The sequence below is a fragment of the Pseudomonas pichavaramensis genome (genome assembly GCF_050473265.1).
Taxonomy (GTDB): Bacteria; Pseudomonadota; Gammaproteobacteria; order Pseudomonadales; family Pseudomonadaceae; genus Aquipseudomonas.
The window spans coordinates 119,519-133,697 of record NZ_JBJKFJ010000013.1 but is presented as its reverse complement, the minus strand read 5'-3'; the positions used below and the strand labels follow the sequence as shown (position 1 = coordinate 133,697).

General features: G+C 62.6%; 14 protein-coding genes. 6 read left to right on the top strand and 8 right to left on the bottom strand.

Annotation, left to right across the window (positions count from 1 at the left end; genetic code table 11):
• Positions 1-7 precede the first annotated feature (7 nt).
• From ACJRW5_RS20120 to ACJRW5_RS20095, 6 genes are all read right to left on the bottom strand, one after another.
• A complete protein-coding gene (locus tag ACJRW5_RS20120; RefSeq protein ID WP_484572262.1) occupies positions 8-1,693 on the bottom strand; it encodes a ShlB/FhaC/HecB family hemolysin secretion/activation protein in 1,686 nt (561 codons plus the stop codon).
• Positions 1,694-2,110: 417 nt separating this feature from the next.
• On the bottom strand, positions 2,111-3,076 hold the full coding sequence (locus ACJRW5_RS20115; protein WP_484572261.1) for a CDP-6-deoxy-delta-3,4-glucoseen reductase: 966 nt from the start codon (positions 3,074-3,076) through the stop codon (positions 2,111-2,113).
• On the bottom strand, positions 3,076-4,542 hold the full coding sequence (gene ubiD, locus ACJRW5_RS20110; protein ID WP_484572260.1) for a 4-hydroxy-3-polyprenylbenzoate decarboxylase: 1,467 nt from the start codon (positions 4,540-4,542) through the stop codon (positions 3,076-3,078). The genes ACJRW5_RS20115 and ubiD overlap by 1 nt, the downstream gene beginning before the upstream one ends.
• Before the next feature lie 321 nt (positions 4,543-4,863).
• Positions 4,864-6,123, bottom strand: a complete 1,260-nt coding sequence (gene rho, locus ACJRW5_RS20105; protein WP_037052884.1) for a transcription termination factor Rho — start codon at positions 6,121-6,123, stop codon at positions 4,864-4,866.
• 302 nt (positions 6,124-6,425) lie between these two features.
• Positions 6,426-6,752 carry a thioredoxin TrxA gene (trxA, locus tag ACJRW5_RS20100; RefSeq protein WP_037052882.1) on the bottom strand — a complete coding sequence of 109 codons (327 nt, stop codon included), beginning with the start codon at positions 6,750-6,752 and terminating at the stop codon, positions 6,426-6,428.
• A 171-nt stretch (positions 6,753-6,923) separates the two neighbouring features.
• Positions 6,924-7,628 carry a FadR/GntR family transcriptional regulator gene (locus ACJRW5_RS20095; RefSeq protein WP_484572259.1) on the bottom strand — a complete coding sequence of 235 codons (705 nt, stop codon included), beginning with the start codon at positions 7,626-7,628 and terminating at the stop codon, positions 6,924-6,926.
• A gap of 287 nt (positions 7,629-7,915) precedes the next feature.
• On the opposite strand from ACJRW5_RS20095, the gene ACJRW5_RS20090 reads away from it, so the two are divergent.
• From ACJRW5_RS20090 to ppx, 6 genes are all read left to right on the top strand, one after another.
• Positions 7,916-8,701 carry a transporter substrate-binding domain-containing protein gene (locus ACJRW5_RS20090; protein WP_484572258.1) on the top strand — a complete coding sequence of 262 codons (786 nt, stop codon included), beginning with the start codon at positions 7,916-7,918 and terminating at the stop codon, positions 8,699-8,701.
• A gap of 20 nt (positions 8,702-8,721) precedes the next feature.
• Positions 8,722-9,387, top strand: a complete 666-nt coding sequence (locus ACJRW5_RS20085; RefSeq protein ID WP_484572257.1) for an amino acid ABC transporter permease — start codon at positions 8,722-8,724, stop codon at positions 9,385-9,387.
• Positions 9,384-10,034: an amino acid ABC transporter permease gene (locus tag ACJRW5_RS20080; RefSeq protein ID WP_484572294.1), complete on the top strand. Its 651-nt coding sequence runs from the start codon at positions 9,384-9,386 to the stop codon at positions 10,032-10,034. Before ACJRW5_RS20085 ends, ACJRW5_RS20080 begins: the two co-directional genes overlap by 4 nt.
• A complete protein-coding gene (locus ACJRW5_RS20075) occupies positions 10,021-10,752 on the top strand; it encodes an amino acid ABC transporter ATP-binding protein (RefSeq protein ID WP_484572256.1) in 732 nt (243 codons plus the stop codon). Before ACJRW5_RS20080 ends, ACJRW5_RS20075 begins: the two co-directional genes overlap by 14 nt.
• On the top strand, positions 10,749-11,276 hold the full coding sequence (locus ACJRW5_RS20070; protein ID WP_484572255.1) for an ureidoglycolate lyase: 528 nt from the start codon (positions 10,749-10,751) through the stop codon (positions 11,274-11,276). The genes ACJRW5_RS20075 and ACJRW5_RS20070 overlap by 4 nt, the downstream gene beginning before the upstream one ends.
• 86 nt (positions 11,277-11,362) lie before the next feature.
• A complete protein-coding gene (ppx, locus tag ACJRW5_RS20065) occupies positions 11,363-12,865 on the top strand; it encodes an exopolyphosphatase (protein WP_484572254.1) in 1,503 nt (500 codons plus the stop codon).
• Between the two features lie 51 nt (positions 12,866-12,916).
• Here the strand turns inward: ppx and ACJRW5_RS20060 are convergent, their stop codons facing one another.
• Entirely contained in the window at positions 12,917-13,810 is an 894-nt protein-coding gene (locus ACJRW5_RS20060; protein WP_484572253.1) for an alpha/beta hydrolase, read from the bottom strand.
• A complete protein-coding gene (locus tag ACJRW5_RS20055; protein WP_484572252.1) occupies positions 13,800-14,099 on the bottom strand; it encodes a DUF2218 domain-containing protein in 300 nt (99 codons plus the stop codon). Before ACJRW5_RS20055 ends, ACJRW5_RS20060 begins: the two co-directional genes overlap by 11 nt.
• Positions 14,100-14,179: the final 80 nt, after the last annotated feature.

Sequence of the window (14,179 nt, the reverse complement as noted above, 5' to 3'; positions counted from 1 at the left end):
CAGGTAATCAGAAGAACAGATCGAATCGAAAATAGACCGGGCGCTCATCACGCTCGATGGCGTCCGGACGTTCGAGGGAATGGGCGAAGCTCACCGAGGCCGCCAGGTGCTGGCCACGCAACGCGAATTCGACGGCGTTACCGCTCATGCGTCCGCGTTGTTCGGGGTTGTAGCGGCCGCCATGAATCACACCGACGTCATAGGCAAACGCCAGGCTGTATTCGTGCACGAAGGGGCGCAGCGCCTCCCAGGTCACCGGGCGACGCCAGCGCAACTGGTTGCGCCAGTAACCGCCGGTGTCGCCGGACAGGGATTCATCCTTGAAGCCACGCACAGAGCTGAGGCCGCCGATGCTGATGCGCTGCGGGCTGAAGAGCACGTCTTCGCTCTTCTGGCCATAGGCGAGGCTGTCGAAGCTGAAGGACTCGTTCCATAGCGTGAATGGCTGCAGGTAGCTCAGGGCCAGACTGTACTTGTTGTAGCGCGCCACCGGCTGGCTGCCCTGCGGGTCGCCTGCGCGCTGCGCGCCGAAGGCGCCAATACCGCGCTGCCAGCCGATATCGGCGTTGACGAAGGCAGAGCCGATACGCCGGCCGTGGTTGAAACCCAGTTGCGCCTCGGAAAGACGGGTGCTGGAGGTGTCGATGCGGTTGCCGAGTATGAAGTTGTTGGTGCGCTGGTGGCTGACACCGAGGTTGAATGCCGTCTTGCTGACACTGTCGCGGTGCAGCACACGCTCGCCGCGCAGGGCGTGGGTCTTGCTGTCGCCGTCCTGATCGAAGAGAAAACCGCCGCCGTCACTTTGCGTGCGGTAGTAGCTCTGGCTGTAGCTGTAGCTGAAGTTCCACCAACCGTAAGGGACCTGGTAGATCAGGCTCTGGCCGTGGGAATGGCGATAGCTGTCGCTCACCGCATCACGCGTGGCGCGCAGACTGAGCTGGTCGGCCAGGCCGAGCGGGCTGTCCCAGTCGAAGCTCAGGCCCCACTGCTGCTCACCGGTGCTCAACTGCCCATCGTTGTGGCGGCTGAGACCGGCACGCCAGGGTTTGTCACGCTGGCCCTGCAAGCGAATGCGGCTGCCGCCAACCGCCTCGCCCGGCACCAGCTCCAGTTGGGCCTGGCGCGACGGCAGGCGATTGAGCTGATCGACCAGTTGCTCCAGCTCGCGCAGATCCAGCACTTCGCCCGACTGGCCGGGGAAACCCATGGCCAGCTCGCGATCCGACGCGAGCTCCGAGCTGTCCAGCCCTTCCAGGCGCCCTTCGACCACGATGATGCGCAACTCACCCGAGGACAGGTCCTGCTGCGGCAGGTAGGCGCGCGAGGTGACGTAGCCACGGTCGATATAGAACTGGGTGATGGCCTTGAGCAGCTCGTTGAGCTGGCCGACGCCCAGGCACTGACCGGCGAAAGCCTGAAGGATGGTTTGCTGATCAGCTTCACCGAGCAAGCTGGCGCCTTCCAGGCGAATTTGCTCGATATCGAAGCAGCGCTCGTCGTCGACCGGGGCGGTTTGCAGTTTTGGGGCTTCGCCGGGCAGTTGCTGCAGCTCGTCCAGGCGGCGCTGCTGTTCCTGCAGCAAACGCTCCTGACGGTCACGTATCAGCTCCCGGTCACCAGGGGTCTGCGCCAGGGCAATAGCCGGGAGAGCAAGAAAAAGCCATACGGCCAGAGGGCTACAACGGGAAGACATGCCTTCAGTCCTTTGAATAGCAGAAAAATGGAGTCGAAATCGGCGCGAATTAGAGCATGTGGCGTCATGCCATCAAATGCCTAAAAAACGACCAACTTCACGTTTGTAGAAATTGCCTCGATAGCTCAGACGAACGGAGCCTGACGGCGCTTTGTAGGAGCGGCCCTAGCCGTAAAGAAAGCCGCCCCCCGAATCAGGAGGGTGCTGAGGCATTATCCGCCACTGCTCGCAAGCGCCCGAAAGGTAACGCCGGAAGCACGGCCACAGAAGCTTCGCCCCGGGGCGGGGCTCCTACGAACAGTGGCGTTCGCAGCCCATGCTAGCGAGGCGGTTCCGCCCTGCAGGAGCGGCGCCCCGCCGCGAAGAAAGCGGCGTTGAAAAGCGGCTTTGGTAGCCAGACCTTATCGTCACGCCCCTTCAGCGCGGGGCGTAAGCGAATACATCGGCGCGCATCTGGTGCGCGTCCATTCCGGCGTCGACCAAGGCATCCAGCGTGGCGTAGACCATGGCCGGGGAGCCGCTGGCGTAGACGTGCAGCGCCTTGAGGTCAGGAAAGTCTTCACGCACGGCTTCGTGCAGCAGGCCGCAGCGGCCCTGCCAGCCGCACTGATCGCTGACGACCTGGTGCAGGTGCAGATTGGTCAGCTGTTGCCAGTCGGCCCAGTGCGGCAACTGATAGAAATCCTCGGGCCGGCGTGCCCCCCAGTAGAGGTGCACCGGATGAGCGAAACCGGCGGCGCGGCAGTGCTCGATCAAACTGTGCATCTGGCCCATACCGGTACCGGCAGCGATCAACACCAGCGGTCCGTCCGGCAGCTCGGCCAGGTGGGTGTCGCCATAAGGCATCTGCACGCTGGCAAAACCGTTCTCACGCAGGTGCTCAAGCAGCAGGCGCGAGCTTTCTTCGCGAGCGAGGATATGCAGTTCCAGTTCGCGACCGGAATGCGGCGCCGAAGCCAGGGAGAAGGCGGCCATCTGACCATCCGGCCGCTGCATCAGCAGGTACTGCCCGGCGTGATAACGCGGTGCCTTGCCAGCCGGGGTACGCAGGCGCACACGGAATACGTCGCCACCCACGTCCAGGCATTCGATGACCTGGCAATTCAGCTCACGCACCTGCAGCTCGCCTGGCGCCAGCACGCCGTCCCAGTGCAGTACGCAATCTTCCAGCGGCTCGGCCAGGCAGGTGAACAGCTCGCCGTGGTCCAGCTCCACGCCGTTCTGCCTGACGCGGCCTTCCACCAGCAACGCCGCACAGATATGGCAATTGCCATTGCGGCAGCTTTGCGGGCACTCGTAGCCCAGGCGCCGCGCACCATCGAGGATGCGCTCTCCGGGCTGCAGGCTAAGGGTGACGCCGGATGGTTGCAGGGTAACGTTCATCAATCGATTCCCAGCTCGCTCCACAGCGCATCGATACGCGCGACCACCGCCGGATCTTTCTCGATGGCGCGGCCCCATTCACGGCTGGTTTCGCCCGGCCACTTGTGGGTAGCGTCGAGGCCCATCTTCGAGCCCAGGCCGGAGATCGGCGAGGCAAAGTCGAGGTAGTCGATCGGCGTGTTGTCGATCATTACCGTGTCGCGCTTGGGGTCCATGCGCGTGGTAATCGCCCAGATCACGTCGTTCCAGTCCCGTGCGTTGATATCGTCGTCGGTGACGATAACGAACTTGGTGTACATGAACTGTCGCAGGAACGACCACACACCGAGCATTACGCGCTTGGCGTGGCCTGGGTACTGCTTCTTCATGGTCACCACCGCCATGCGGTAGGAACAGCCTTCCGGCGGCAGGTAGAAATCGGTGATCTCGGGGAACTGCTTCTGCAGGATCGGCACAAACACTTCGTTCAGTGCCACGCCGAGAATCGCCGGCTCATCCGGCGGACGGCCGGTGTAGGTGCTGTGGTAGACCGGCTCGCGGCGACGGGTGATGCGCTCGACGGTGAACACCGGGAAGGTGTCGACCTCGTTGTAGTAGCCGGTGTGATCGCCGTAGGGGCCTTCCGGCGCGGTCTCGCCCGGATGGATCACGCCCTCCAGCACGATTTCGGCGCTGGCCGGCACCTGCAGTTCGCTGCCGATGGCCTTGATCAGCTCTGTGCGATGACCGCGCAGCAAGCCCGCGAAGGCGTATTCGGAGAGGGTATCGGGCACGGGAGTAACGGCGCCGAGGATAGTCGCCGGATCGGCGCCGAGCGCCACGCAGACCGGGTAGGTTTTGTCCGGATGCTTCTGGCACCACTCGCGGTAATCCAGTGCACCGCCACGGTGGCTGAGCCAGCGCATGACCACCTTGTTGCGGCCGATTACCTGCTGGCGATAGATGCCGAGGTTCTGCCGCTCCTTGTTCGGGCCCTTGGTGATGGTCAGGCCCCAGGTGATCAGCGGCGCGACGTCGCCCGGCCAGCAATGCTGGATCGGCAGCTTGCTCAGGTCGACGTCGTCGCCCTCCTCGATCACTTCATGGCAGGGCGCGTCCTTGACCACCTTGGGCGCCATGCTGATGACCTTCTTGAAGATCGGCAGCTTGCTCCAGGCATCCTTGAGGCCTTTCGGCGGCTCGGGCTCCTTGAGGAAGGCCAGCAGCTTGCCGATTTCACGCAGTTCGGAGACATCCTCGGCGCCCATGCCCAACGCCACCCGTTCCGGCGTACCGAACAGGTTGCCGAGCACCGGCACGTCGAAGCCGGTGGGCTTTTCGAAGAGCAGCGCCGGACCACCCTTGCGCAGGGTGCGGTCGCAGATTTCGGTCATTTCCAGAATGGGCGATACCGGTGTCTGGATGCGCTTGAGTTCGCCACGCTTTTCCAGTTCACGGATGAAGTCGCGCAAGTCGCGATACTGCATGCAGGAGCCTCGTGTCAGGCTGGCTTGAGTCAGCCATAAAGTTTAGCGCCGAAGTCGGGCTTTCAGAAGACTTGAGAAGCCAGCAGAAACGACAAGGCCGGGTTTCCCCGGAATGCTGTTCACGTTAGAACGGTCAAGTGCGATCAGTCCCCTCGCCCCTTTGGGGAGAGGGTTAGGGAGAGGGGAAAACTGGCCGTTATGCGGTGTTTTCAGCCCTCTCCCCCAACCCCTCTCCCATAAATGGGAGAGGGGAGCCAAACGCGTACAACCTTAAGTGAACAGCACTACGGGTTCCCCGGCCTTGTGGCACAGCGCAACGTCTTATTTGCGCTTCATCGACAGGAAGAACTCATCGTTGGTCTTGGTCGCTTTCAGCTTGTCGATGAGGAACTCGATGGCAGCGATTTCGTCCATCGGGTGCAGCAGCTTGCGCAGAATCCACATGCGCGACAGCTCTTCTTCACCGGTCAGCAACTCTTCGCGGCGGGTGCCGGATTTGTTGATGTTGATCGCCGGGAAGGTGCGCTTCTCGGCCACGCGACGGTCGAGGATCAGCTCCATGTTGCCGGTGCCTTTGAATTCCTCGTAGATCACTTCGTCCATCTTCGAGCCGGTTTCGATCAGCGCGGTGGCGAGGATGGTCAGGGAACCGCCTTCCTCGATGTTGCGCGCGGCGCCGAAGAAGCGCTTCGGCTTCTCCAGGGCGTGGGCATCGACACCACCGGTGAGCACCTTGCCGGAGCTCGGGATCACGGTGTTGTAGGCACGCGCCAGACGGGTGATGGAGTCGAGCAGGATGACCACATCCTTCTTGTGCTCGACCAGGCGCTTGGCCTTCTCGATGACCATCTCGGCCACCTGCACGTGGCGGGTCGGCGGCTCGTCGAAGGTGGAGGCGACCACTTCGCCGCGCACGGTGCGCTGCATCTCGGTCACTTCTTCCGGGCGCTCGTCGATCAGCAGGACGATCAGGTGCACTTCCGGGTTGTTACGCGTGATGTTCGACGCGATGTTCTGCAGCATGATGGTCTTGCCCGCTTTCGGCGGGGCGACGATCAGGCCGCGCTGGCCCTTGCCGATCGGCGCGCAGAGGTCGATCACGCGGCCGGTGATGTCCTCGGTGGAGCCGTTGCCGGCCTCCATGGTCAGGCGCTTGTTGGGGAACAGCGGAGTCAGGTTCTCGAAGAGAATCTTGCTCTTGGCGTTTTCCGGGCGGTCGAAGTTGATGCTGTCGACCTTGAGCAGGGCGAAGTAACGCTCGCCTTCCTTCGGCGGACGGATCTTGCCGACGATGGTGTCACCGGTACGCAGGTTGAAGCGGCGGATCTGGCTGGGCGAGACGTAGATGTCGTCCGGGCCGGCCAGGTAAGAGGAGTCCGCGCTACGCAGGAAGCCGAAACCGTCCTGGAGGATCTCCAGCACGCCGTCACCGGAAATTTCCTCGCCGCTTTTGGCATGCTTTTTCAGCAGGGCGAAGATGATGTCCTGTTTGCGCGAACGGGCCATGTTTTCCAGGCCCATCTGTTCGGCCATGTCCAGCAGTTCGGCAATCGGCTTTTGCTTGAGTTCGGTCAGATTCATAGGAATGACGTGATCATCGAGAGGAGAAGAAAGCTGTTAGCTTGAGAGGCCGCGCCGCAGAGAAGGCGACAGGATCGCGAACGAGTTCGTATAGGAATGAATCGGCGACGGCATGCAGAGGGCTGCATAGAAAATGCAGCGAGGCCGAATTTAACACCGGAAAAAAACAGCGTCTAGCCCCGAAAACGAAAAACCCCGCAAAAAGCGGGGTCTTCACTTGGCGATGCAGGGTGGATGACGCTTTTCTCATCCACCACTTGCGATGCCATGGCGGATCGCTGAAGCGCGATCCACCCTACGACTCAGATGTTGCTGTCGAGGAAGGCAGCCAGTTGCGACTTGGACAGTGCGCCGACCTTGGTCGCCTCGACGTTGCCGTTCTTGAACAGCATCAGGGTCGGGATACCGCGTACGCCGTACTTCGGCGGGGTTTCCTGATTCTCGTCGATGTTCAGTTTGCACACCTTGAGTTTGCCCTGGTATTCCTTGGCGATCTCGTCCAGCACCGGTGCGATCATCTTGCACGGACCGCACCACTCAGCCCAGTAGTCGACCAGAACCGGACCTTCAGCCTGGATGACGTCCTGGTCGAAGCTGGCGTCGCTGACGTTGGTGATGAATTCGCTCATGAGAAGTCTCCGTATATTCGGAAGCAAAAAATTGCCGGGAGGAATCTTTGACGTCGCTGGCGACGGCCCGAAGGGTTGCCGCCAAGGATGGCAGGTAACCAAAAGTGGCGACATCATAGCCCGGCTTTACTGAACTTCGAAAGGCGCTGGCGATTGAGCCACTCAATAGTTTCAATCACCCAGCGTGATGAAGGCGATACCGGTGCGTAGCGCCGCCGCGCGGATGTGTTGCTGCATGGCCTTCTGCGCCGCCCCTGCGGCGTGTCGGGCCAGCGCCTTGAGAATCTTGCGGTGCTCCTGCCAGGTCTCCATGGCGCGCTCGGGGCGGATGAACGGCAGTTTCTGGCTTTCCAGAAAGATATCAGCGCTGGAGGTCACCAGGGCGAACATCGCCTGGTTACCACTGGCGGCGAGGATGCGCCGGTGGAACTCGAAATCCAGCCGTGTGGCCTGCTCGAAATCCTCGGCGCGTAACGCCTGACGCATCTGTTCGACGTTGTCTTCGAGGATGTCCAGCTCCTCGGCGGTCATCACCCCTGCCGCCAGCCCACAGGCGAAGCCCTCCAGAGCGAAGCGCAGCTGAAAGGTGTCCGCCGCCGACACCTGCGCGGCGAAGGGCCAGACGAAGCCGCTGGCAACCTCGGCCTTCGCCGGAGCCTGGACGAAAACACCCTTGCCAGCCTGGACGCTGACCAGACCCAGCGCACTGAGTGACGATAACGCCTCGCGCAAAGACGCGCGACTCACCCCCAGCCGCTCAGCCAGATCACGCTGCGACGGCAACGCATCGCCCGGGCGATAGCCCTCCTCCTCGATCAGGCGACGGATTGCCTGCAAGGCGTATTCGGGCACTGCACGAGGGGAAGATGGGTTCATCGCTGTTCGGGCCGGTCAGTCCAGTTGAACCGCCTTTGTAAGGCCAGAAGACCACTCCAGGCAAGCGACGCCCCCTTATGGTTCAGCCCCGCAAGAGAACGCTCACATATGGCGCAGAAATCATTCTGACCAACTGGTCAGATACGCCAACTGTTCAGACCAGTAAGACCTTGTTTCCACTCATCTGCACACGCAAAACGCCCGTTTACACTGGACTTGGCACAAGCGATGCACTGGCGATGGCAAGCAAAACACTTCGTTTTTCTTTCATTTGCTGGGAGATCGTCATGCGCAAATTCCACCGTACTCTGCTGGGCACCCTGTTCGCGGCTCTGGCTTTCGGCGCCAGCACCGCCCACGCCGACGCCCTCGAAGACATCAGCGCCGCCGGCGTGCTGAAAGTTGCCGTACCGCAGGATTTCCCGCCGTTCGGTTCGGTCGGCCCGGATCTGCAACCCCGTGGTCTGGACATCGATACCGCAAAACTGCTGGCCGACAAGCTGGCGGTGAAACTGGAGCTCACCCCGGTCAACAGCACCAACCGCATTCCCTTCCTCACCACCGGCAAGGTCGACCTGGTGATCTCCAGCCTGGGCAAGAACCCCGAGCGTGAAGCGGTGATCGACTTCTCCGCGGCCTACGCGCCCTTCTACCTCGGCGTATTCGGCCCGGAAGACGCGGCTATCACCAGCCTCGATGATCTGGACGGCAAGACCATCAGCGTTACTCGCGGCTCTATCGAAGACATCGAACTGAGCAACGTCGCCCCGAAAGGCGCCACCATCAAACGCTTCGAGGACAACAACTCGACCATCGCCGCCTACCTGTCCGGCCAGGTTGACCTGATCGCCAGCGGCAACGTGGTGATGGTGGCCATTTCCGAGAAGAACCCCAAGCGCGTGCCGAGCATGAAACTCAAGCTCAAGGACTCGCCGGTGTACGTCGGCGTCAACAAGAACCAGGCCGCGTTGCTGGACAAGGTCAACGGCATCATCGCCACCGCCAAGAGCGACGGCAGCCTCGAAGCGATCAGCCAGAAGTGGCTGAAGCAGCCGCTGCCGGCCGGTCTCTGAGCTACGCAGGGAGCTGAGCCATGGCGTACCAGTTCGATTTTGCCGCCGTTCTGCAGCACAGCGACCTGCTGCTGCAGGGCGCGGCCTTTACCCTCGGCCTGACGGCGATCGGCACCCTGCTGGGCGTTGGTCTCGGCATCGTCGGGGCGATACTGCGCGCCTGGCGCATCAGCCCGTTCGACCGCATCTTCGGCGTGTATGTGGAGCTGATCCGCAACACGCCGTTCATCGTGCAGTTGTTCTTCATCTTCTTCGGCCTGCCTTCGCTCGGTGTACGCCTGAGCGAGTGGGAGGCTGCCGTTCTGGCGATGGTGATCAACCTCGGCGCCTACTCGACGGAGATCATCCGCGCCGGCATCCAGGCCATCCCGGCGGGACAGCTGCAGGCCGCGGCGGCGCTGGCCATGAGCCGCTTCGAAACTTTCCGCCACGTGGTCCTGCGCCCGGCGCTGGGCAAGGTGTGGCCGGCACTGTCGAGCCAGATCATCATCGTCATGCTCGGCTCGGCGGTATGCTCGCAGATCTCCACCGAGGAGTTGTCGTTCGCCGCCAACTTCATCCAGTCGCGCAACTTCCGCGCCTTCGAGACCTACCTGCTGACCACTGCGCTGTACCTGGTCATGGCCATCCTCATTCGCCAGTTGCTGGCGTGGATCGGCCGTCGCTTCATCATGGGAGCCCGCTGATGGACTTCACGCTCTGGGACATCCTGCGCAACCTGCTTACCGGCCTGCAGTGGACCCTGCTGCTGTCGCTGGTGGCCTTCGTCTGCGGCGGTATCGCCGGGCTGCTGGTGCTGCTGGCACGTCTTTCGCCACTGTCGGCGCCACGGGTTTTGGCACGCGGCTATATCGAGCTGTTTCAGGGTACGCCGCTGCTGATGCAGCTGTTTCTGGTGTTCTTCGGCATCGCCCTGCTCGGCATCGATGTATCGCCCTGGCTGGCGGCCGCCACCGCACTGACGCTGTTCACCAGTGCCTTCCTCGCCGAGATCTGGCGTGGCTGCGTCGAGTCGATCAGCCGTGGTCAGTGGGAGGCTGCCGAGAGCCTGGCCATGAGCCGCCTGGAAGTGCTGCGCCATGTTGTGCTGCCGCAGGCGCTGCGCATTGCCGTGGCACCCACCGTCGGGTTCTCGGTACAGGTGGTCAAGGGCACAGCGGTGACCTCGATCATCGGTTTCACCGAGCTGACCAAGACCGGCAGCATGCTGGCCAACGCCACCTTTGAGCCGTTCATGGTCTACGGCTTCGTCGCTCTCGGTTACTTCATGCTTTGCTACCCGCTCTCGCTCGCTGCATACCGCCTGGAAAGGAGGCTGAATGTCACTGCTTAACGTTACCGCCCTGCACAAATATTACGGCGACAATCATGTGCTCAAGGGCATCGACCTGGCCGTCGAAGAGGGCGAAGTGGTCGCCATCATCGGCCGCAGCGGCTCGGGCAAGAGTACCTTCCTGCGCACCCTCAATGGCCTGGAGTCGATCAACGACGGCGTCATCGAAGTGGACGGCGAGTACCTCGACGCCGCTCGCGCCGACCTACGCAGCTTGCGGCAGAAGGTCGGCATGGTGTTCCAGCAGTTCAACCTGTTCCCGCACCTGACCGTTGGCGAGAACGTCATGCTGGCGCCACAGGTAGTGAAGAAAACCTCGCGCGCCGAGGCCGAGAAAGTCGCCCGGCAGATGCTCCAGCGCGTCGGCCTGGGCGAGAAGTTCGACGCCTACCCCGAGCGCCTGTCTGGCGGCCAGCAGCAGCGCGTGGCCATCGCCCGGGCTTTGGCCATGTCACCCAAGGTGCTGCTGTGCGACGAGATCACCTCGGCGCTCGACCCCGAGCTGGTCAACGAAGTGCTGGCGGTGGTCAAGCAGTTGGCCAGCGAAGGCATGACCCTGATCATGGTCACCCACGAGATGCGCTTCGCCCGTGAAGTAGGCGACAAGCTGGTGTTCATGCACCAGGGCAAGGTGCACGAGATGGGTGACCCTAAAGAATTGTTCGCCGCGCCGCAGACCGAGGAGCTGCGCAACTTCATCGGCTCGGTGAACCTGTGAACGCGCCCATGCCATTGCTGCCGCCACTGCGTATCGAGCCACTGACCCGAGAGGCCTTTGCGCCCTTCGGCGATGTGATCGAAGTAGCCGGGGCCTCGGCCTTCCCGATCAATGCCGGCACCACCACCCGCTACCACGATCTGGCCAAGGTGGAGCTGGCCGGCGAGGCAGCGCGCACGTTGGTCAATCTGTTCGAGGGCAAGGCCTGGCATACGCCCATCGAGATCCGCATGCTCGAACGCCACCCGCTGGGTAGTCAGGCCTTCTATCCGGTGGATGGCGGACGCATGCTGATCGTCGTCGCACCGCCTGGCGAACTGGACGAATCGAAGATTCGCGCCTTCGTCAGCGCCCCGGATCAGGGCATCAATTATGCCTGCGGCACCTGGCATCATCCGCTGCTGTGCCTGCAGCATCCCGGTCGCTTTCTGGTGGTCGACCGCGGTGGCGAGGGGCACAACTGCGATGAGCAGGTGCTGAAACAGCCACTGAACGTGGCGAACCTTGCGGATCAACAGGTCTAGACCAGTTTCATGCGACATCCGTATGCGTTGGCTCATGCGCTCAGTCGTGGCAGGATGGCGCGGAAATCGAACGAGATGCCGTCATCATGCCCCAAGCCCCTGCCGAGAATTTTCCTCTGATCGCTGCCATCGATCTGGGCTCGAACAGTTTCCACATGGTTCTGGCCAAGGCCGACAATCACGAAATCCGCATACTCGAACGACTCGGCGACAAGGTGCAGTTGGCGGCGGGCCTGGACGATGAGCGCCAGCTCAGCGAAGAAGCCATGCAACGCGGCCTCGACTGCCTGCGCCGTTTCGCCCAGTTCACCACCAGCCTGCCGGAAGGTGCGGTACGTGTAGTGGGCACCAACGCCCTGCGTGAAGCACGCAACCGCGCCGTGTTCATTCGCCGCGCCGAAGAAATTCTCGGCCATCAGGTGGAAGTCATCTCCGGTCGTGAAGAGGCGCGCCTGATCTACCTCGGCGTGTCCCACACGATCGCCGACACGCCGGGCAAACGCCTGGTTGCGGATATTGGCGGTGGCAGCACCGAATTCATCATCGGCCAGCGCTTCGAGCCGCTGCTGCGTGAAAGCCTGCAGATGGGCTGCGTCAGCTTTACCCAACGCTACTTCAAGGACGGCAAGATCACCCCGGCCCGCTACGCCCAGGCTTACACCGCCGCGCGTCTGGAGCTGATGGGCATCGAACAGGGCCTGCGTCGCCTGGGCTGGGAGGACGCCGTCGGCGCCTCCGGCACCATCAAGGCCATCGGCCTGGCGAGCAAGGCTGCCGGGCTGGGTAATGGCGAGGTCACGGTCGAAGGCCTGGCCTGGCTCAAACGCAAACTGTTCAAGCTGGGCGAGGTGGAGAAGATCGACCTCGACGGCATCAAGCCTGACCGTCGCAGCATCTTCCCCGCCGGCCTGGCGATTCTCGAGGCCATCTTCGATGCCTGCGAAATCCAGCGCATGAGCCACTCCGAGGGCGCCCTGCGTGAAGGCGTGCTGTATGACCTGATGGGTCGCCATCAGCACGAAGACGTGCGCGAGCGCACCCTGTCGGCGTTCATGGAGCGCTATCACGTCGATACCGACCAGGCCGCTCGGGTCGAGGCCAAGGCCCTCTCGGCACTGGACAAGGTCGCGAGCGACTGGGGCCTGACCGACGACTGGAATCGCGAGCTGCTCAGCTGGGGTGCCAAGGTCCATGAAGTGGGCCTGGACATCGCCCATTACCAGTACCACAAGCACGGCGCCTACCTGATCGAGCATTCCGACCTGGCTGGCTTCTCGCGCCAGGATCAGCAGATGCTGGCCCTGCTGGTACGCGGCCACCGCCGCAACATTCCCAAAGACAAGTTCGCCGACTTCGGCGAGGAAGGCGTGAAGCTGATGCGCCTGTGCGTGCTGCTGCGCTTCGCCATCCTGTTCCACCATATCCGTGGCACGCAGAGCATGCCCGAGGTGAAATTCAAGGTCGGCGACAACTCTCTGGAAATCGTCTTCCCCGATGGCTGGCTGGAAGCCAACCCACTGACCCAGGCCGACTTCGAGGCCGAGGCCGAGTGGCTCAAGCGCATTGACCTGACGCTGAGCGTGCGCTGAGCCCTGAATCGCTCCGGGCCGGAGTAACCCTCGCGGGCTGCTCCGCTTCTTCTAAGGCCTCAGCGCGAAATCCAGCACCTGCACACTGCTGATAAACGCATTGCCGGCATGGTCCTGACCGGCAACGACCTGCAGCTCGCTGGTCACGCCCAGTGCAGTCAGGCGTTGATGAAATTCGCGGGTGTTGTCGACCATGCGTCGCTCGGCCAGATGCCGTTGCCGTGCATCCTCAAGCGGTGCATCGGCGGCCGGTTGCTCGGCAGCACCCACGCTGAGCATCAGGCGAACCGGCGGATGCGCCTTGCGGCCCGAGTAACCCTGTAGCAACTCGAAGGCATAGCGCCGGTTCCACCACAATGAAGGGCTAGAGGCGTAATAGCGCTGGAACGCCTGCGGCCGGCTGAGCATGGTGTAGACGGCAAACAGGCCGCCATACGAGTGGCCAAACAGTGTCTGGCGCTGCGGGTCGACCTTGTAGCGCGCCGCCACCAGCGGCTTGACCTCGTCTTCGAGGAAATCCAGAAAGCGCTCGGCGCCGCCATGTCGTCCGGCCAGCTGGTCGCCGGTATCGCTCATGTCCGGCGCCGGCGGCGTGTAGTCTTCGGCGCGCGCCGGGATATCGAACGGGGCATCGCCCGGATAACCGATGCCGACCACCAGCACCGGTTCGCGACCATCACGCGCAGCGTGCGGTTGGTACATCAGCGCCTGTTGCGACAGCAGCGGAAAGAACAGATTGGCATCGAGCACATAGACCACCGGATACCCCTGCGCCGGGGCATCACCCTGTGGCCTGGACAGATACAGGCGATAGCGGCGCCCGGTGTGGCGCGATTGCAGCTCGCGCATCTCTGCCTGCGCCAGTTGTGCAGGCTGCCAGGGCTCGGCCCGCACGCTCAGGGATGACAGTAGCACCAGCAGGCACAGGGCGACGCTAACCCTCATCGGTAATGTCCTCGCTCCAGGCGATGCTCAGACTTTCCTTGCGCGCAAAGCGCTCCAGGTGGTCATCGAGCACGAAGCGGATGCGCGCGGCTGCTTCACCGTCATCGGCATGGCAATCGAGGTGCAATGCATCGGCCTCGGCGCGCATCAGGCAGCGACCGAAGGGAAATTGCGCAGTGGCGCTGCGCTCATCGAACGCCACGGCGATCTTGTGGCGAAAGTGCTTGCACAGCTTGGTCATGTACAACGAGGCCGAGGCAGTTGCCGCGACGCCTTGAAATCGGATCATGCAGGAAGGCTCATCAGGTTATGGCGGGTGGCCCGCTGTTATTAGGGGTGGAGGAACCGTAGGGTGGATGGCGCTCTTGC